This is a genomic window from Mesorhizobium sp. (genome assembly GCF_005063415.1).
Taxonomy (GTDB): domain Bacteria; phylum Pseudomonadota; class Alphaproteobacteria; order Rhizobiales; family Rhizobiaceae; genus Mesorhizobium.
The window spans coordinates 9,621-29,674 of sequence record NZ_SUEG01000067.1 but is presented as its reverse complement, the minus strand read 5'-3'; the positions used below and the strand labels follow the sequence as shown (position 1 = coordinate 29,674).

At 63.5% G+C, this 20,054-nt stretch carries 12 protein-coding genes and 1 tRNA gene; 5 read left to right on the top strand and 8 right to left on the bottom strand.

Features of this window, described 5'->3' with window-relative positions; genetic code table 11:
• The first annotated feature begins 439 nt into the window (after positions 1-439).
• Positions 440-2,026 carry a serine hydrolase gene (locus E5W70_RS18405; protein ID WP_292660491.1) on the top strand — a complete coding sequence of 529 codons (1,587 nt, stop codon included), beginning with the start codon at positions 440-442 and terminating at the stop codon, positions 2,024-2,026.
• A 121-nt stretch (positions 2,027-2,147) separates the two neighbouring features.
• Here E5W70_RS18405 and E5W70_RS18400 read toward each other — a convergent pair whose 3' ends face one another.
• From E5W70_RS18400 to E5W70_RS18385, 4 genes are all read right to left on the bottom strand, one after another.
• Entirely contained in the window at positions 2,148-3,647 is a 1,500-nt protein-coding gene (locus E5W70_RS18400) for an ATP-binding protein (protein ID WP_292660489.1), read from the bottom strand.
• 200 nt (positions 3,648-3,847) lie between these two features.
• A complete protein-coding gene (locus tag E5W70_RS18395; RefSeq protein ID WP_292660505.1) occupies positions 3,848-4,666 on the bottom strand; it encodes an alpha/beta hydrolase in 819 nt (272 codons plus the stop codon).
• Between the two features lie 148 nt (positions 4,667-4,814).
• Entirely contained in the window at positions 4,815-6,854 is a 2,040-nt protein-coding gene (locus tag E5W70_RS18390) for a response regulator (RefSeq protein WP_292660486.1), read from the bottom strand.
• A 52-nt stretch (positions 6,855-6,906) separates the two neighbouring features.
• Complete coding sequence (locus tag E5W70_RS18385; RefSeq protein WP_292660502.1) at positions 6,907-12,621, bottom strand: HAMP domain-containing protein; 5,715 nt, start codon at positions 12,619-12,621, stop codon at positions 6,907-6,909.
• 289 nt (positions 12,622-12,910) lie between these two features.
• Here E5W70_RS18385 and E5W70_RS18380 point away from each other — a divergent pair, with 289 nt between their 5' ends.
• The gene (locus tag E5W70_RS18380) at positions 12,911-13,222 is read left to right on the top strand and encodes a hypothetical protein (protein WP_292660483.1); all 312 of its coding nucleotides are present in this window, start codon (positions 12,911-12,913) and stop codon (positions 13,220-13,222) included.
• A gap of 230 nt (positions 13,223-13,452) precedes the next feature.
• Here E5W70_RS18380 and E5W70_RS18375 read toward each other — a convergent pair.
• Together E5W70_RS18375 and E5W70_RS18370 are read right to left on the bottom strand one after the other, a co-directional pair.
• Positions 13,453-13,528: transfer RNA gene (locus E5W70_RS18375), tRNA-Ala, on the bottom strand.
• 163 nt (positions 13,529-13,691) lie between these two features.
• On the bottom strand, positions 13,692-14,081 hold the full coding sequence (locus E5W70_RS18370; RefSeq protein ID WP_292660481.1) for a TIGR02300 family protein: 390 nt from the start codon (positions 14,079-14,081) through the stop codon (positions 13,692-13,694).
• A gap of 194 nt (positions 14,082-14,275) precedes the next feature.
• Here E5W70_RS18370 and aroA point away from each other — a divergent pair, with 194 nt between their 5' ends.
• From aroA to rpsA, 3 genes are all read left to right on the top strand, one after another.
• A complete protein-coding gene (gene aroA / locus E5W70_RS18365; protein WP_292660478.1) occupies positions 14,276-15,634 on the top strand; it encodes a 3-phosphoshikimate 1-carboxyvinyltransferase in 1,359 nt (452 codons plus the stop codon).
• Positions 15,635-15,907: 273 nt separating this feature from the next.
• A complete protein-coding gene (gene cmk, locus E5W70_RS18360; RefSeq protein WP_292660476.1) occupies positions 15,908-16,558 on the top strand; it encodes a (d)CMP kinase in 651 nt (216 codons plus the stop codon).
• A 204-nt stretch (positions 16,559-16,762) separates the two neighbouring features.
• Positions 16,763-18,460, top strand: coding sequence for a 30S ribosomal protein S1 (gene rpsA / locus E5W70_RS18355; RefSeq protein ID WP_023676278.1), 1,698 nt, complete (start codon positions 16,763-16,765; stop codon positions 18,458-18,460).
• Positions 18,461-18,565: 105 nt separating this feature from the next.
• Here the strand turns inward: rpsA and E5W70_RS18350 are convergent, their stop codons facing one another.
• Positions 18,566-19,273, bottom strand: a complete 708-nt coding sequence (locus E5W70_RS18350; RefSeq protein ID WP_292660471.1) for an SDR family NAD(P)-dependent oxidoreductase — start codon at positions 19,271-19,273, stop codon at positions 18,566-18,568.
• A gap of 57 nt (positions 19,274-19,330) precedes the next feature.
• On the bottom strand, positions 19,331-20,054 hold a 724-nt coding region (locus E5W70_RS18345), incomplete at its 5' end, for a thiamine pyrophosphate-dependent enzyme (protein WP_292660468.1).

Genomic DNA, 20,054 nt, shown 5'->3' with positions numbered 1-20,054 from the left:
CGGTGCTGGATTCGAGCAGCCGCAATTCGCGCTCGAGCTCGACAAAGCTCGGCTCCCCGATGACGTCTCCGACACTGCAGGCTGAAAAAAGGACAATCCTGAAGCGCCCCTGCCCCTTGACCATCAGCACCCCATGCAGCAGGCCGTAGACCTCGCGATGGGCCATTGGCTTCGATGACTTTCTGGTTGGCCGCCAGCCCGTTGGCGAACAACTCCTGATTGGATGCCGCCCGGGCTTGGAATGTTGACGTTCTCCCGCCGTCCAATTGCCGCCCGCGTAGGTAACGCGGATACTTCACCAGGTCCCGAAATCACATGACGCGCAGCCGCCGTCTCTGTCTGATCTTTGGAACTTAAACATATCGGTAGAAAATAGCCGTAACCATCTTTCATCTTGCCGCGTATGGTCCGATCATCGGTGCAAGTTTGAGGACATGCAATGAAGAATGTCGCTGCTCTCCTGGTACTTTCTCTCGTTACCATGCTGCCCGCCATGGCAGCCGCGCAGTCCTACGTGCCGGAGCTTGGGCCATCGCCGCCGCAGGATGCTATGCAGCTGTATCCCGACGGCGTCGAGAAGGCGGTTGCCGCCCTGCCGGACATCGTCAAGAAAGTCGCGGACGCATCCAACGTTCCCGGCTTCGCCGTGGCGGTGGTGCATGGCGGCAAGATGATCTTTGACGAAGGCTATGGCCTTCGCGACAACCGGGACGACACCTCTAAGGTCAGCAGCACCACCATCTTCCAGGTCGCCTCGGTGTCGAAGTCGATCTCGGCCACGGTGGCCGCCATCGCCATGACGAAGGACCACAGCTTCGACTGGGATACCCCGGTCGGCAAGATCTGGGATGGCTTCCGCCTCAATCTCGACTATGTCTCGGGCAACGCCACCATCGGCGATTTCTTCGCCCATCGCTCGGGCTTGCCGATGGCGGCGGGCGACGAGCTCGAGGATCTCGGCTTCCAACGCAAGCAGATCGTCGGCAGCCTATGGATGGTGCCGCTCGATCTCTTCCGCATCTCCTATCACTACGCCAACTTCGGCACGACGATCGGCGCCGAGGCGGTGGCCCATGCCGAGAAACAGCCTTGGGAGCCGCTGGCCAAGAGCCTGCTGTTCGATCCGCTAGGCATGCGTTCGAGCAGCTACCTGCACAAGGACTTCATTGCCGCCGGCAACGACCGCGCCCTGTTGCATGCGCGCGTGGCGGACAATGTCTTCAAGCCGCTCTACGACCGCGATCCCGACCAGCAGGCGCCGGCGGGCGGCGTCTCCTCCAGTGCCCAGGATCTTGCCAAGTGGATGATCCTGCTGCTTGCCGACGGCGCGTATAACGGCCAGCCCATGATCGACCCGAAGATCCTGCAGCCGGCCATCACACCGCAGATCGTGACCTACCGCGGCGAGACGCCCGATACGCGGGCCAGCTCCTATGGCTATGGCTTCAATGTGGGGGTGAACGCCAATGGCCGCACCACCATGGGCCATTCCGGCGCCTTCCTGCTCGGCGCCGGCACCACCTTCCAGGTCTTGCCCTCGGCCGATGTCGGTATCGTCGTGCTCACCAACGGCTCCCCCGTCGGCGCCGCCGAGGCGGTCGCCGCCAGCTTTATGGACATCGTGCAATATGGCCAGGTGACCCGCGACTGGTATCCCTACATCAAGCCGCGGTTCATGGGCTACTACAAGCCGGTGGGCGACCTCGCCGGCAAGGACAAGCCGACGAACCCCGCCAAGGCGCGCAGTCCATCCTTCTACGCCGGCGAATATACGAGCAACTATTTCGACACTGCCAACGTGCTGGCTGATGGCGAAAAGCTGGTGCTCGAACTCGGCCCCAAGCCCATGCGATTCACGCTCGAACACTGGGACGGCGACACCTATGCCCTCACCCCCCGCGGCGAGAACGCGCCGATCGGCTCGCTGTCATCGGTGACGTTCGTCGGTTCGCCCGGCAGCATTCACGCGCGGGTGATGACGGTGGACTATCTGAATGAGAACGGGTTGGGGCATTTTCAGAGGTAGGGGTGGAGGCGTCGGGTGCTCAGCTCAAAACGCGACGTCTGAGTAGTGGTTCGGCAATGAGCGCTCTGGCGCTTTGCTGATGTTGAGCGACGTCAGCTTTCGCCTAAACCGCATCAGTCCATCACCCCACCAGCCTCCCCTGCTCCACCTCCTCAGCATTCGGATCCCCCGGCGCCGTCGCCCAGGCCAGTTCCACCAGCGTCACCGTCCGCCGTCCGAGCCCGTCGAGCTGGCAAACGATCAGCCCCTGCTCCTCGATGTAGGTCAGCAGGCGCCTGGCGCGGCGTAGCGAGTGCGAGCCGTAGGCGCGGGCGATCGCGGCGTCGCTCGGGCAGGGCCAGCCTTCCTTCGCCGCGCGGGCGATCATCATGAAGACGCCCTGCATATCCTCGGGCAGCAGCGAGGCGCGCGCCGAGACGTCCTGCCAGGCGTCGTCGCCGGCCATGTCGGAGCCAAGGCCGGCCCGCGCCCGCGTCAGCATGCGGCGGAATTCGGCCAAGTGCGGCACGACCGAGGCGAGGCCCTCGATGCGGCAGCGGACCACGAACTCCTGATAGAGCACGCCGATGACACGGAAGCCGGCATCGGGCTGCGCCAGCACGGCGCGCAGCACCCGGTCGACGCGCTCGCGCCGCTCCGCCAGATCCTCGGCGCTGATCGGCGGCTCCGCCGGTTCGGGGCGGATTTCCAGCGCCGCCGATTTTGCCGCCATCAGCTGATCGAGCAGGTCCGGCGACGACCGGCGCTGCGGCCGGACGGTTTCCGGCGGCGGCGCCGCCAGGATGATCGCGCGGGCATCCTCCAGCGCCGATTCCGGCAGCGGCATCAGGCGCGGGGTCGCGTTGCGCGGACTTGTATCGGTCGGGCCGATGCGCAGGCCGAGCGGACGGCGCGACAGCGCCGGGCCGAGCGCCATGAACTGCCCGCGCTCGAGGTCGCGAAAAGCCTCCGCCTGGCGCCGCTCCATGCCGAGAAGGTCGGCCGCGCGCGCCATGTCTATATCGAGGAAAGTCCGGCCCATGAGGAAATTGGAGGCCTCGGCGGCGACGTTCTTGGCGAGCTTGGCCAGCCGCTGGGTGGCGATGATGCCGGCAAGCCCGCGTTTGCGGCCACGGCACATCAAATTGGTCATGGCGCCGAGCGAGAGCTTGCGCGCCTCGTCCGAAACCTCGCCGGCCACCGCCGGCGCGAACAGCTGCGCCTCGTCCACCACCACCAGCATTGGATACCAGTGGTCACGGGCGACCTCGAACAGCCCGCCGAGGAAGGCGGCGGCGCGGCGCATCTGGTCCTCGGCGTCGAGCCCTTCGAGATTGAGCACCGTGGAGACGCGGTGGATGCGCGCCCGCTCGCCGGCGCTCTGCAGGCCGCGCTCGGTATGCTCCTCTGCATCGATCACCAAATGGCCGAAACGGTCGCCCAGCGTCACGAAGTCGCCTTCGGGGTCGATGATGGTCTGCTGCACCCAGGGCGCACTCTGCTCCAGGAGCCGGCGCAGCAGATGGGATTTGCCGGAACCCGAATTGCCCTGCACCAAAAGGCGCGTCGCCAGTAGTTCCTCAAGATCCAGCGCCGCCGGGGCGCCCGCGGTCGTCTGGCCCATCTCGATCGCAACGGTCATGTCTCGACTCTCCTTGCGGAGAGGGCTTATCAATCGCATCACAGCCCGTCGAGCGCGCCATGGCCGGCGCTCGGTGTTGCGCACAGGCTGGATGCTGCCCAGGTCAACGATACGAAACGTACCGTTTCGATTCAAGACTGCCACTAAGGAGTGGATTCCTGTCCTTCGCATCGGCTACCGGATAGAGGCGCCCGACGCGGTCATTGACGCGGTGGAGATCGAGCGGCCGAAGCCGATTTTTTGCGGGCATTTGCCCGCTCCTCCAGGTCTCGCCAGAAGCCAAGCACTGTCGCCACGATCGCTTCCGGCGCGTCCTCCTGCATAAGATGCTTCGCGTTCGGCACGACGTGGAAGGAAGCGCTCGAAATGCGGCGCGCGAGCTCGCGACCGTCGGCGATGGGAATCCACTGGTCGTCCTCGCCCCACAGGATGGCAACGGGGCAACGAATCTCACCGTAGCGCCACTCGACCTCTTGCGAGTATTTGTCATCCATCTGAGCGACCTGGCGCCAGAAGGCTTTTTGGCCTTCGGCTCCCAGCCACGGCGCGAGGTAAAGCGCCATCTCTTCCTCGCGCAGCGCATTCGCTACGGCGCCGCCGATGTAGGCGCGCAGGATCGCTTCGTGAATGTAGTGCGGGAGGCCGGAAAAGACCGTCTCGTGTTTCTTGGCGGCCTGAACAAGTGGTGAGCCTTGCGGGCTGATTGCGACCGGATCGATCAGCACCAGCGACCGGTAGTCGAGCCCGTTGAGCAAATGACCGCGCAACGCTGTTGAGCCGCCGAGATCATGCGCAACGATATCGGGGTCACGCAGGCCCCAATGATCGTAAAGGGCCGCGAAAAGCTCGTTCTGCATGCCACGGGACACGTCGCTGTCGGGTTTGTCGGATCGACCATAGCCGAGCATGTCAAAGCAATAGATTCGCCTCTGTTGGGCGAGCAAAGGCGCAATTCTACGCCATGCCGACGATGAGAAAGGCGTGCCATGGAGCAATACTGCGGGTGAGCCCTCGCCCATCGCACCCCAGGCGATCGAGTTCCCTCGAAAGGTGAAGCGTTCAGGAAGAGGCCAGTCCGCTGTCGCCATCAGTCTCTCCTCCGATCCTAGCGCAGCCAGCGACCTATCCAACGACAACCTGTACGTCAGGTTCCAATGGTCCGCTTCTTCACCGGCTGGCCCGCTTGGCCCTCAGCGACACGGTGCGCGCGGCCGCCGCAAGAATGCTCTCCACCAGATCCTTGTCGCGCAGCGGTTTGCCGAGCAGCGGCACGTCGCGGGGCCGGTCGGCGATCGCATTGGCATCGGCATATCCGGTTATCATCACCGCCGGCCAATCGGACCGCAGATTGCGGGCGAACCGGATGACCTCCAGGCCCGAGACGAGCGGCATGGCAAAATCGGTGACGATGACGTCGAAATCGTACGGTGCCCGCTCGATCATCGCCAGCGCTTCCGCGCCGCCCCCGGCGCAGGTCACCGCAAAGCCGTGTTGGCGAAGCGATTGCGCCGTCAGTTCCCGCAGTACATTGCTGTCGTCGATCAGCAGGACCGATGGATAGTCCTCGCCGGCATTCCCGACGGTGTCGTCGGCATCGGAGGTCTCGGCGATTTCCACCGGACGCTCGATTGAACGCGGCAGCCAGAGCTGGACGGATGTTCCACTGCCGACGGTGCTCTCGATGCGGAGCGTGCCGCCGGATTGCTTGACGAAACCATGCACCGTGCTCAGGCCGAGGCCAGTGCCTTTGCCGACCGGTTTTGTGGTGAAGAACGGTTCGACGACCTTGGCGAGAATGCCGGCCGGTATGCCCGACCCCGTGTCCTTGACGGTGACCACGACATAGTCGCCCGCCGAAATGTCCTCGGCTGCACTGCCTAGCGTTCGATTTTGCGCCTCCACGATTATCGTGCTGCCGGACGGCATGGCATCGCGCGCGTTGAAGACCAGGTTCATCAGCGCCAGCTCCAGCTGGCTGGAATCGACATGCGCCGGCCACACAGTGTCGTCGACAAGCCAATCGAAACGGATCAGGCCTCCCAGGACCGGGGCCACCAACCCGTTCATGGTGTCGCCGAGCGCGGCGAGGCGCACGGCCTGCGGCCTCAGTGTCTGGCGGCGCGAGAACGCAAGCATGCGGTTGACGAGCTCGGCGCCCTGTTTTGCCGACCGGCGTGTCAGTTCCAGAACCTGCCTGGTCTGTCCATCGAACTCGGCGTGGCGCTCGAGCAATCCCAATCCGCTGAGAATTGCGGCAAGCAGATTGTTGAAATCATGCGCCAGGCCGCCGGTAAGCTTGCCGATCGCGTCGATGCGCTGCGATTGCAGCAGCTGGTTCTCAAGCTCGCGCCGCTCGGTAATATCCAGCAACGTGCCGAGGATCTCGGGCTTTTGGCCGTCGGAGCCGTTCGACAGGACGCCCTGGTCGAGAAAAATCCGATAATTGCCGTCGGCGCATTGCCAGCGGAATTCGCAGGTGTAGGAGCCGGTAGCCTTGGCCGCGAGCAGGACCTCCCTCACTCTCGGCAGATCGTCGGGATGAACGCGGCTCAGGCCGAAACCTGGGTCGGCGGTCAGCCGTTCGGCAGGAAAGCCGGTCAGGCGTTCGACCCCTTCGGTGACAAAGCTGGCGCCGAACGGCGGCTCCGCTGCCCGCGCGTGGAAGCAGACCGGAAGAGAGCTCAAAATGGCATGCTGCCGCTCCTGGGCGCTGCGCAGGGCCCGCTCGGCCTCGAGCTTTTCCTTCTGCGCCTGCAGTGCCTGGGCCAGCAGCCCTTGCTCGGCAGCCGCCTTTTGCTGGATTTCCAGCGTCTTCTCATGAAGTTCGACGAACACGGCGACCTTGGAACGCAGCATGGCCGGGTCGAAAGGCTTGAACACGTAATCCACCGCGCCGACGTCATAGCCGCGCAGCATGTGCGCGTCTTCCTTGTTGATGGCGGTGAGAAAAATTATCGGCGTTCGCCTGGATTGCTCGCGCTGGCGGATCAAGCCCGCCGTCTCGTAGCCGTCCAGCCGGGGCATCAGCACATCCAGCAGGATGACGGCGAAATCCTCCTTCAGCAGAGCGCGCAGCGCCTCTTCGCCCGACTGCACGCAGACGACTTCGCCGATAGGGGCCAGAACCTCGCCGATCGCCAGCAGATTGCGCTCGTCGTCATCCACGGCCAGGATGCGCGCCTTTGCCGGCCCCGCTGCCGGCGCCATGACCTCCAGCTTTCTTGCTCCGTGCCTCGACAGTTTCTGCATCGAGCGGCCGTCAGTTCACTGCCATGAGCGTCTTTTCCGGACCATGGACACGGGATCGCGAGCGGCCGATCCAGACACGCAGCAATGCCAGCAGCAGATCGAGGTCGACAGGCTTGGCGATGTAGTCGGAGGCGCCGGCGTCGAGGCACTTCTGCCGGTCGCCCTTCATTGCCTTGGCGGTAACCGAGATCAACGGGATATGGGCGATCGCCGGCATGCTGCGGATCTGCCGCATCGTCTCGTAGCCATCCATCTCCGGCATCATGATGTCTATCAATGCGGCGTCGATGTCCGGGCTCTGCTCCAGAAGCGCAATACCTTCCCGACCGCGCTCCGCATGCAGCACCTGGATGTCATAGGTTTCGAGAACGCTGGTGAGCGAATAGATGTTGCGGATGTCGTCGTCGACGATGAGGACCTTTGCGCCGGCGAGGTCGAACTTGTCCGGCTGTTCGGCTGCCGCACCATCGTTTTCGTGGCCTCGCCCCGGGAGCGTCGCTGATATCAGGAGAGCCAGCTGAGCGAAATTCTCCGCCCGCGGAACATCTGCCAATGCCGGATGCAAGGCGAGCGACTGTTGCAGCGCTTCCGGATGAGGCGCAAAGAACAGCAGTCGCGACACCGATTGTCCGAACAGGACGGCAATCTCATCCAGCATCTGGGCGTTGTCCTTGGCCGAGCGGCCAAAGCCGAGCACAACGGCATCATAGTTGGCGATGCCGATATCGTCCGCATTCGCCGCGACGCGGCCGATCGCCGTAACCGAGGTGACGCCGTCGCGGATCGCGTCGATCAGCGAAAGGCGGCGCTCGGGATCGGTATCGGCAATCAGGACGCGGCGCTGGACGCGGAGCTGTCTGGAATGAATGTCATGGAAGACCTTCATCAGTTCGTCCGACGACACGGGCTTGGTTGAAATGCTGGATGCACCCTTGCGGGCAAGCACCTCGATATCTTCGGCGCCCGAAATGACATGGACGGGAATGTCCTTGGTTTTCGGGTCATGGCGAAGCAGATCGAACAACACCCAGCCGTCGATATCCGATAGTCCGAGATCCAGCGTGATCGCGTCGGGAACCAGCTTGCGCGCCAAAGCCAGTGTGCCGGAGCCGGCGGTCGACAGGACGCCTTTCAGCCCGGCCGAACGTGCGAGGCCGAGCAGCAAACCGCCGAAGGTCGGGTCGTCCTCGACGATCAGCACGACCCGATCTTCCGGCGAGATCGTGTCGCGGTCATCGAGCAATTCGGAGGACGGCGGGCTTGGCCCCGTAAGCGGCGTTGCGGCCACCTCCATCGCCGGCAGCAGCGCCGCTTGCGGGGCCAAGGCCATCCGGGGTCCATCGAATGGAATGACCAGCGTGAACGTCGAACCCTTGCCCGGCGTGCTCTCGACCCGCAATTCGCCGCCGAGCAGCCGGGCAATCTCCCGGCTGATCGAGAGCCCAAGCCCGGTGCCGCCATATTTGCGGCTGGTGGTGCCGTCGGCCTGCTGGAAGGCTTCGAAAATCAGCTTCTGCTTGTCCTGCGGAATACCGATGCCGGTATCGCTGACCACGATCGCGAGCGCCTCCATCGGTTGCGCCGAACCGTTGTGACGGCCCGTCTTTTCGGCCCGGAAATTCAAACGGACCTCGCCTTGCGAGGTGAATTTGAACGCGTTCGACAAAAGGTTGAGCACGATCTGCTGCAACCGCTTTTCGTCGGTGCGGACGGTCTCGGGAAGCTCAGGGTCGACATTGATGGTGAAGCCAAGCCCCTTGTCGGTCGCCAGTTGCCGGAAGGTTCGCTCCATATGCTGGCGAAGATGCACCACCGGCATGTCGTTGATGTCGATCGAGACGGTGCCCGATTCGATCTTCGACAGATCGAGGATGTCGTTGATGAGGCTCAAAAGGTCGGTGCCGGCCGAATTGATGGTGCGCGCGAACTCGACCTGCTTGTCGTTGAGATTGCCCTGCTGGTTGGTTGCGAGCAGGTTTGAAAGGATGAGCAGCGAGTTCAGCGGCGTGCGCAGTTCGTGGCTCATATTGGCGAGGAATTCCGACTTGTATTTCGAGGTAAGCGCCAGCTGCTCGGCCTTCTCCTCCAGCGCCCGTCGCGCCATCTCGATTTCGAGGTTCTTGTTCTCCACCTGCTTCTTTTCGTTTTCGAGCAGCTGCGCTTTTTCCTGCAGCTCCTCATTCGTAGCGTGCAGTTCCTCCTGCTTCTTGGTCAACTCGGTCTGACGCGCCTGCAGCTCCGAGGTCAGCAACTGTGACTGCTTGAGCAGGCCTTCGGTGCGCATGGTGGCGGCGATGGTGTTGAGAACGATGCCGACGGATTCCATCAGCTGGTTGAGGAACGACTGGTGCGTGTCGCGGAATTCGCTGAACGAGGCGAGTTCGATGACGGCCTTCACCTCGTCTTCGAACAGAGCCGGAAGAATGATCACGTTCGCCGGCGCGGCATTGCCAAGGCCAGACGTGACGCGCAGGAAATTCGGCGGCACATTGTCCAGCATGATGGCGCGCTTGTCGGCGGCACTCTGCCCGACAAGGCCTTCGCGCAGATCGAGGCGTTGCTTGATCTCCGCCTTGCTTTCGGCGCCATAGGACGCGGCGAGCTCCAGATAGAATTCATCCTCGTCGCGGTTGGTCACGTAGAACACGCCATATTGCGCGTTCACCAGCGGGGCGAGTTCGGACATGATGAGGCGCGAGACCGTGGCCAGGTCGCGCTCGCCCTGCAGCATGCGCGAGAAGCGGGCGAGGTTGGTCTTCAGCCAGTCCTGCTCGGCATTCTTCAGCGTCTGGTCCTTCAGATTGCGGATCATCTCGTTGATGTTGTCTTTCAGCGCCGCGACCTCACCGGAGGCCTGGACGCTGATCGAGCGGGTCAGATCGCCCTTGGTCACCGCCGTCGACACTTCGGCGATGGCGCGCACCTGCGTGGTCAGGTTGGCCGCGAGCTGGTTGACGTTGTCGGTCAGGTCGCGCCAAAGGCCGGCAGCGCCGGGCACCCGGGCCTGACCGCCGAGCTTGCCTTCGATGCCCACCTCGCGGGCGACGTTGGTCACCTGGTCGGCGAAGGTCGCCAGCGTCTCGATCATGCCGTTGATGGTGTCGGCGAGCGAGGCGATCTCGCCCTTGGCATCCACCGTCAGCTTGCGCTTGAGATTGCCTTGCGCGACCGCGGTCACGACATCGGCGATGCCGCGCACCTGGTTGGTCAGGTTCGTCGCCATCAGGTTGACGTTGTCGGTCAGGTCCTTCCAGGTGCCGGCAACGCCCTCGACCCGCGCCTGGCCGCCGAGCTTGCCCTCGGTGCCGACCTCGCGGGCGACACGCGTCACTTCGCCGGCAAAGGAGTTCAGCTGGTCGACCATGGTGTTGATCGTCGATTTCAGCTCCAGGATCTCGCCCTTGACGTCGACGGTGATCTTCTTCGACAGGTCGCCGCGCGCCACCGCCGTCGTCACCTCGGCGATGTTGCGGACCTGGCCGGTCAGGTTCTCGGCCATCGAATTCACATTGTCGGTCAGATCCTTCCAGGTGCCGGCAACGCCGCGCACCTGCGCCTGGCCGCCGAGCTTGCCTTCGGTGCCGACCTCGCGCGCCACACGCGTCACCTCCGAGGCAAAGGAATTCAGCTGGTCGACCATCGTGTTGATGGTGTCCTTCAGCTCGAGGATTTCGCCGCGCACATCGACCGTGATCTTCTTCGACAGGTCGCCCAGCGCCACCGCCGTCGTCACCTCGGCGATGTTGCGCACCTGGCCAGTCAGGTTGGCGGCCATCGCATTGACGTTGTCGGTCAGGTCCTTCCAGGTGCCGGCAACACCGCGCACCTGTGCCTGGCCGCCGAGCTTGCCGTCCGAACCGACCTCGCGCGCCACGCGCGTCACCTCGGAGGCGAAGGAATTCAGCTGGTCGACCATCGTGTTGATGACGTCCTTGATCTGCAGGATCTCTCCCAGCGCATCGACGGTGATCTTCTGGGTCAGGTCGCCGGTCGCAATTGCCGTCGCCACCTTGGAGACGTCGCGCAATTGCACGGTCAGATTGCCGGCCATGGCGTTGACGTTGTCGGTCAGGTCCTTCCAGGTGCCGCCGACACCCTCGACATGCGCCTGGCCGCCGAGCTTGCCTTCCGATCCCACTTCGCGCGCCACACGCGTCACTTCCGAGGCGAAGGAGTTCAGCTGGTCGACCATCGTGTTGACGGTGTCCTTGAGCTCCAGGATTTCGCCCTTGACGTCGACGGTGATCTTCTTCGACAGGTCGCCGCGCGCCACTGCGGTCGTGACCTCGGCGATGTTGCGCACCTGGCCGGTCAGGTTGGCGGCCATCAGGTTGACGTTATCGGTCAGGTCTTTCCAGGTGCCGCCGACCCCCTTCACCTCGGCCTGGCCGCCGAGCTTGCCTTCGGTGCCGACCTCGCGCGCCACGCGCGTCACTTCGGACGCGAAGGAGTTCAATTGATCGACCATCGTGTTGATGGTGTCCTTGAGCTCGAGGATTTCGCCTTGCACCGCGACGGTGATCTTCTTCGACAAGTCGCCCGAAGCGACGGCGGTCGTCACCTCGGCGATGTTGCGGACCTGGCCTGTCAGGTTCTCGGCCATCGAATTGACGTTGTCGGTCAAGTCCTTCCAGGTGCCGGCAACGCCGCGCACCTGAGCCTGGCCGCCGAGCTTGCCCTCGGTGCCGACTTCGCGGGCGACGCGCGTCACTTCGCCGGCAAAGGAGTTCAGCTGGTCAACCATGGTGTTGATGGTCGATTTCAGCTCGAGGATCTCGCCCTTGACGTCGACCGTGATCTTCTTCGACAGGTCGCCAAGCGCCACAGCCGTAGTCACCTCGGCGATGTTGCGCACCTGGCCGGTCAGGTTTTCGGCCATCAGGTTCACGTTGTCGGTCAGGTCCTTCCAGGTGCCGCCGACACCTTCGACGCGCGCCTGGCCGCCGAGCTTGCCTTCTGTACCGACCTCGCGCGCCACGCGTGTCACTTCCGAGGCAAAGGAATTCAGCTGGTCGACCATCGTATTGATGGTGTTCTTGAGCTCGAGGATTTCGCCCTTCACATCGACGGTGATCTTCTTCGACAGGTCGCCGGAAGCGACGGCAGTCGTCACCTCGGCGATGTTGCGAACCTGCCCAGTCAGGTTCGTCGCCATGGCGTTGACGTTGTCGGTCAGGTCCTTCCAGGTCCCGGCCACACCCTTCACGCGGGCCTGGCCGCCGAGCTTGCCTTCGGTGCCGACCTCGCGCGCCACGCGCGTCACTTCCGAGGCGAAGGAGGCCAGTTGCCCGACCATGGTGTTGACGATCTTGCCGATGCGCAGGAATTCGCCGCGCAACTGCCGGCCGTCGATTTCGACCATCATCGTCTGCGACAGGTCGCCCTTGGCGACCGCGCCGATGACGCGCGCCACTTCGGCTGTCGGCTGAACCATGTCCTCGATCAGATCGTTGACGGAACGGACGCTCGATTCCCAACTGCCGGTGGCGTTGCGGACACGGCCGCGCTCGCCGATCCGGCCATCCTTGCCGACGACCTTGCTGAGGCGTTCGAACTCGCGCGTGACCTGGTCGTTCAGTTCTACGATTTCGTTGAAGGTATCGGCGATCTCAGAATCGAGGCCAGCGTAGACATTGTCGATGCGAACGGAGAAATCACCGCTCCGAAAAGCCTTCAGCGCGTTCAGTATTTGACGGCGGTCCAATTGCCTTGTGGATGCAAGCACGCTCACAGCGCCCCTCCCAGCTCACGGATTTCTTGAATGTCCTGGTGAAACTGTCCCCTGCGGCCCGACACAACTCCCCGCAAGCGCAACAACGCGGCATGCTCGATTTGGTTCCAGACGAAATTGCCGCTATGCGGCAGGAATTTCGGCGTCGCATTCATGAAACGGCGAGCAACAAAGATCCAAAGTGATTGTATCGATCACTATTTCTGTCCAACGGAACATCTCGAAAAAACTCTCGTTGGGTATAGATCGCGATAGCGCGATGCAACTCTATGGAGACACTAAGATGATGAAAATTCTCTCTGCATCCCTACTTGCTATCGGCCTGGCTACATCTGCCATGGCACAATCGATGGGCTCCGGGACCGGCGGAACGGGTAACGACCCCAATACCGGCGTCAACACAGGCACTTCCGGCGGCAACACCGGGACCGGCAGCGCAACTACCCCGAATACGATCGATCCGAACGCAACGAACGCCACCACGCCGCAGACAAACGGTATGGAGGACCGGTGCAAGGATACGGCGGGCAACGATGCCGACAACAACACCCCCAGCGGCGCTATGACGTCGGATATGCAGAACTGCAACAAGTAACGGAGTTTTGCTCGGCCGTCATTTTAAGCCCGCTGCCTGGTCCAGTCCCGGTGCTCGCAGTTCAAAGCACAAATCAGGCCTGTTGAGACATGTGCTGACCGGGCACGGGCTCACCATCTTTGGGGAGCCCAGGCCGGGACGGCCGATCACACCAATCTCAGCTAGGTTCCGCGATAGGCGGCGGCCAGCTCGGGACCGGCGGCCGTTCTGCTGATTTTCGCGGAGGGAACTGGTGGAGCCAATCGGAATCGAACCGACGACCTCTTGAATGCCATTCAAGCGCTCTCCCAACTGAGCTATGGCCCCACTCCGGCAGTCCGCCGGCGCCGTTTCCGGCGAAGAGATCCGGCGCGGGTTCTAGACCGCGCCGTTAGTGAAGGCGGCTTCTAACCCCGCCTTCAGTCAATATCAAGCCTTCAAGAACCGCTTTTTCTAGGCAGCGCCGCGAAAGCCGGCGAATGCGGTTCGCTCAGACTTCGTCGTCGTCTTCGCCGACGCCGATCATGTCGGCAACGTCGTCGTCTTCTTCCTCCTCGTCGGCGAGGAACGTGTCATCCTCGTCATCGCCAAGGTCGACGTCATCCTCGTCGTCGCCGAGATCGGGAAGCTCGTCGGCCTTCGCGTCCTCGTCCGCCTCTTCGAGCGAGACGACCTCGACGCCCTCCTCCTCCTCGGCGTCCACTTCCTTCTCGGGAACTTCCTCTTCCTCCTCGACAGCGGCGATCTTGCCTTCTTCGAAATAGGAGCGCGGATAGCTCTTGCCCGTGTAAGGCGAGACGATCGGGTCCTTGTTCAAGTCATAGAATTTTCGACCCGTCTCCGGGTCGATGCGTTTGGTGCCAAGTTCGGGTTTTGCCACAGCAAGCCTCGTCGATGAAAGTTTGGTCCCCTTAACCAGAGTTTACGGCGCTGTCAAAGCGAAAAGCCGGCGTCCCAAAAAGCTTGAATTCGAAGGCCTTCATACCAAGGGGATGACCATTTCGGTACGCCATGATAGGAGACCCCGCAAACCAGCAGAAAATGGCCGGCCGCCGGCGTTTCCAGGAAAGAACCATGTCGCACACTGCCGCCCCGAAGCAGGCCACCGCCCGCAAGTCATCTGGCCTTTCAGGCGCGGCACGGGTGCCGGGCGACAAGTCGATCTCGCACCGCTCGTTCATGTTCGGTGGCCTGGCCTCCGGCGAAACCCGCATCACCGGGCTGCTGGAAGGCGAGGACGTAATGCGTACGGGCGCTGCCATGAAGGCGATGGGCGCTCATATCGAGAAGCATGGCGCTGAGTGGGTGATCCGCGGCACCGGCAACGGCGCGCTGCTGCAGCCGGAAGGCCCGCTCGATTTCGGCAATGCCGGCACGGGCTCACGCCTCACCATGGGCCTGGTCGGCACCTATGACATGGAAACCACCTTCATCGGCGACGCCTCGCTGTCGGGCCGGCCGATGGGCCGCGTGCTCGAACCGCTCCGCCAGATGGGCGTGCAGGTGCTGAAGGCGACGCCTGGCGACCGCATGCCCATCACGCTGCACGGGCCCAAGCACGCCGCGCCGATCACCTACCGCGTGCCGATGGCCTCGGCACAAGTCAAGTCGGCGGTGCTGCTGGCTGGGCTGAACACGCCGGGTATCACCACCGTCATCGAGCCGGTTATGACGCGCGACCACACCGAAAAGATGCTCAAGGGGTTCGGCGCCAATCTGTCGGTCGAGACCGACGAGCGCGGCGTGCGCCACATTTTCATCGAAGGCCAGGGCAAGCTCATGGGGCAGACGATCGCGGTGCCTGGCGACCCCTCCTCGGCCGGCTTTCCGCTGGTGGCGGCGCTGATCGTGCCGGGCTCGGACATCACCATCGAAAACGTGCTGATGAACCCGACCCGCACAGGTCTTCTGCTGACGCTGCAGGAAATGGGCGCCCGGATCGACATTCTCGACCGCCGCAATGAAGGCGGCGAAGACGTCGCCGACCTGCGCGTGCTTTACTCCGAGCTGAAAGGCGTCACCGTACCGCCCGAACGGGCGCCGACGATGATCGACGAGTATCCGGTGCTTGCCGTGGCGGCCAGCTTCGCCGAGGGCGAAACTCTGATGCTTGGCCTGGAAGAGCTGCGCGTGAAGGAATCCGACCGGCTGTCGGCAGTGGCCGAAGGGCTGAAGCTCAACGGCGTCGATTGCAGCGAAGGTGAAGCCTCGCTTGTAGTGCGTGGAAAGCCGGGCGGCAAGGGCCTCGGCCAGCATCCCAACGGACAGGGCACTGTCGTCCAGACCCATCTCGACCACCGCATCGCCATGAGCTTCCTGGTGATGGGGCTGGCGACGGAAAAACCGGTGACCATCGATGATCAAGCGATGATCGCGACAAGTTTTCCGGAATTCATGGGGCTGATGAAGGGGCTCGGTGCAGAGATCGAGTAGCTTGATGGCAATCAATAGCCTTGGGGGTTGGGGCCAAACTGGAACGTCGGCGGGACAGCGCCCCCCTCTGTCCTGCCGGACATCTCCCCCACAAGGAGGGAGATTGGCAGCTTCGGCGCTCCGCTCAATCCTGCGACGTAGACAATTGGCGAAAGCCGCGATTGCCGCCGATCTCCCCCCAAGTGGGGGAGATGTCCGGCAGGACAGAGGGGGGCGCGAAGGATCGCCACGCCAATCTGGATCATTGCACTTTTCGATTCCGGTGGGCGGCCAATGACCTCAACCTTCACCATCGCCATCGACGGACCTGCCGGTGCCGGCAAAGGCACTCTCGCCCGGCGGCTGGCCGATCACTACCGGCTGAACCTGCTCGACACCGGCCTTACTTATCGCGCGGTGGCGCATTCGCTGCTCCGGCTCGGCCTGCCGCTCGACAATGTCTCGGCCGCTGAAACCGCGGCTCGTCAGGTCGATCTGGCAAAGCTCGACCGCGCCGTGCTTTCGGCACACGCGGTCGGCGAGGCGGCCTCGAAAGTGGCTGTCATCCCGTCGGTGCGGCGCATACTGGTCGACAAGCAGCGCGCCTTCGCAAAAACGCCGCCGGGTGCGGTGCTCGACGGCCGCGACATCGGCACTGTCGTCTGTCCCGATGCCGACGTAAAACTCTATGTCACGGCCAGTGCCGAGGTGCGGGCAAAGCGGCGGCTGGACGAAATCGAGAGCATCGGCGGCACTGCCAATTTCGATGAAATCCTTGCCGATATCGTGCGCCGCGACGAGCGCGACATGGGCCGCATGGACTCGCCCTTGAAGCCGGCCGCCGATGCGCACTTGCTCGACACGTCGGAAATGGCTATAGAGGCCGCGTTTCTGGCAGCTCAGGCGATCATCGACGACGTCCTGGCTAAGAGAAACGAAGCCTGAGCCGGGTTTTCCTGCCGCCGCCGATTGCCGGCGACAAAAGAATTCCCATATTGGGCGTGAACCAGCCTGCCAGCATTCTTCATGCGCCGGAATTGCCGCTCAAGGGCGGCCAAGGGCTTTTTGCCCGGAACGCCGGCAGGCCAACGCAACGCTAACCCACGGCGCCCGCCCCGCGACAGATTGCGGGGCATTCCAGGAGAAACTATGTCAGTTGCAAATCCCACTCGCGATGATTTCGCGAGCCTGCTCGAAGAATCATTTTCCGCCGGCCATTCCGGCGAAGGCCAGGTCGTCAAGGGCATCATCACTGCCATTGAGAAGGACATGGCTATCATCGACGTCGGCCTCAAGGTCGAAGGCCGCGTGCCGCTGAAGGAATTCGGCGTCAAGGGCAAGGACACGACGCTCAAGGTCGGCGACACGGTCGAGGTCTATGTCGAGCGTATCGAGAACGCGCTTGGCGAAGCCATGCTGTCGCGTGAAAAGGCCCGCCGCGAAGAGAGCTGGGTCCGTCTCGAAGAGAAGTTCACCAAGGGTGAACGCGTCGAAGGCGTCATCTTCAACCAGGTCAAGGGCGGCTTCACCGTCGACCTCGACGGTGCCGTAGCTTTCCTACCGCGCAGCCAGGTCGATATCCGCCCGATCCGCGACGTCTCGCCGCTGATGCACAACCCGCAGCCCTTCGAGATCCTCAAGATGGATCGCCGCCGCGGCAACATCGTGGTGTCGCGCCGCACCGTGCTTGAGGAAAGCCGCGCCGAACAGCGTTCGGAAATCGTGCAGAACCTCGAAGAAGGCCAGGTGGTCGAAGGCGTCGTCAAGAACATCACCGACTATGGTGCGTTCGTCGACCTCGGCGGCATCGACGGCCTGCTGCACGTCACCGACATGGCATGGCGCCGCGTCAACCATCCGACCGAAATCCTCAATATCGGCCAGACGGTCAAGGTGCAGATCATCCGCATCAACCAGGAAACCCACCGCATCTCGCTCGGCATGAAGCAGCTCGAGAGCGATCCGTGGTCCGAGATCGGCACCAAGTTCCCGATCGGCAAGAAGATCAAGGGTACCGTTACCAACATCACCGACTACGGCGCATTCGTCGAGCTGGAGCCGGGTATCGAAGGCCTCATCCACGTTTCGGAAATGTCGTGGACCAAGAAGAACGTGCATCCCGGCAAGATCCTGTCGACAACGCAGGAAGTCGACGTGGTGGTGCTCGAAGTCGATCCGGCCAAGCGCCGTATCTCGCTCGGCCTCAAGCAGACGCTGGAGAACCCGTGGGAGGCCTTCGCGCGCAGCCATCCGGTCGGCAGCCAGGTCGAGGGCGAGGTCAAGAACAAGACCGAGTTCGGCCTGTTCATCGGCCTCGAAGGCGACGTCGACGGCATGGTCCATCTTTCCGACCTCGACTGGACCCGTCCGGGCGAGCAGGTGATCGAAGAGTACAATCGCGGCGACATGGTCAAGGCGCAGGTGCTCGACGTCGACATCGACAAGGAGCGCATCTCGCTCGGCATCAAGCAGCTGGCCAAGGACACGGTCGGCGAAGCGGCGACGTCAGGCGAACTGCGCAAGAACGCAGTCGTGACCTGCGAGGTTATCGGCGTGAAGGATGGCGGTCTGGAAGTGCGGCTGGTCGACAGCGGCATCGAGACCTTCATCAAGCGCTCCGACCTCAGCCGTGACCGCGACGAGCAGCGCCCCGAGCGCTTCACCGTCGGCCAGAAGGTCGACGCCCGCGTCATCGCCTTCGACAAGAAGACCCGCAAGCTGCAGGTCTCGATCAAGGCGCTGGAAATCGCCGAAGAGAAGGAAGCGGTCGCCCAATACGGTTCGACCGACTCCGGCGCTTCGCTGGGCGACATCCTGGGTGCCGCGCTGAAGAAGCAGGGCAGCTAAGCCAACACCGCGCCTCGCGCGGGTTATAAACGAAACAAAAAGCCCCGCCGGAACGATCCGGCGGGGCTTTTGCTTGTGACCTTTTGCTTGTGACGAGCCGCAGGCTTAGACCCTGCCGTAAAGTGGCACCAGCGTGCCGCTGATGGCCATGTTGGCCGGCGAGGCAAGATAGGCAATGGCCTCGGCCGCCGCTTCAAGGCTGACCCATCTGCTGAAATCTGCGTTCGGCATGTCAGCACGGTTGGCCGGCGTGTCGAGCGTCGAGGGCGCCACGGCGTTGACCAGGATACCGTTGCCCTTCAGCTCTTCGGCCATCGCCACGGTCATCGCGGCGACCGCCGCCTTGGCCGCAGCGTAGGCCACCTTGCCGGAGCCGCGCCGCGGATCGAGCCCGGCTCGAGCGGTGACATTGACGATGCGGCCCGGCACGGAAGATTCCAGCATCGAGCGTATCGCCGCGCGGCAGCACAGGAAGGTGGTGCGGGCGTTGGTGTCCATCATCTCGGCGAAGGAGGCGGGCTCGATCTTCTCGACCGGCGCGGCGGTGAAGCCGCCGGCCAGATGCACCGATGCCCATAAATCCGGAACGCTGGCATAGAAGGCGTCGACCTTGGCAGGGTCGGCAAGGTCGACATTATGCGCCAGCCTGACGCGGTCATGCGCCGGGAAGGGAAAATGCGCAGGCGCGGCAGCGTGGGCATTGGGCACGTGGCAGATCGCGCCCTGCTCCAGCAGTTTCCCTACGACCGCGCCGCCAAGCGCCCCGGTGCCGCCGGTCACCACGATATGTCTGCCGTCCAGTGTTTCCGTCATATTCGACCGCTCCGTCATTGCGCGCCGCCGATGCGGAAGGTCGCGCCTTTCGCGCGATCACTCAACCGAAATCTCGATGACGTAAGGTCGTCCAGCCGCCCGCGCGCGCCCAAGCGCGTCCGCCAAGCCGCCGGCGCCGGAAATCCGCTCTGCGGCAATGCCATAGGCTTCGGCCAATTTGCAGAAATCCGGCGGGGCCGGGGAGACGCCGACCGGCTCGACACCGACGTCGAGCATCGAGGTTTCGATCTCGCGGTAGCCGCGATTGTTCCAGACGGCGAAGATCACCGGCGCCGCCGCGTCGAGCGCGGCGCCCAGTTCCGGCAGGGTGAACTGGAAGCCGCCGTCGCCGGTGAGGCAAACGACCGGCGCCTCAGGCCTGGCAAGGGCAGCACCGATCGCCGCCGGCGGGCCATAGCCGAGCGCGCCGAAGCCGGTGGCGGCGTTGAACCAGCCGCCCGGCCGGTCGTGATCGTAGTAGAGGTTGGCGGCGTAGACCGGCTGGGTCGAATCGCCGACGATGATCGCGCCAGGCAGTGCATCACGGATCGTCTCGACGGCGCGCAATTGCGCCTGCATAGCCGGGCCAATCTCGGCAAAGGCCGCTTGCCGCGTCGCGGCGGCGCGAGCGGCGCCGTCGCCCGATTGCGCCTGGCCCGTGCCGAGTTCGGCATGCAGCGCCTCGAGCGCCGCTCCGCAATCGGCCTGGATCGAAATCCGGGCCGGCCGGCGAGCAAGCTGGTCGGCGCCGACGTCGATGCGGATCAGATTGGCGGGAAGG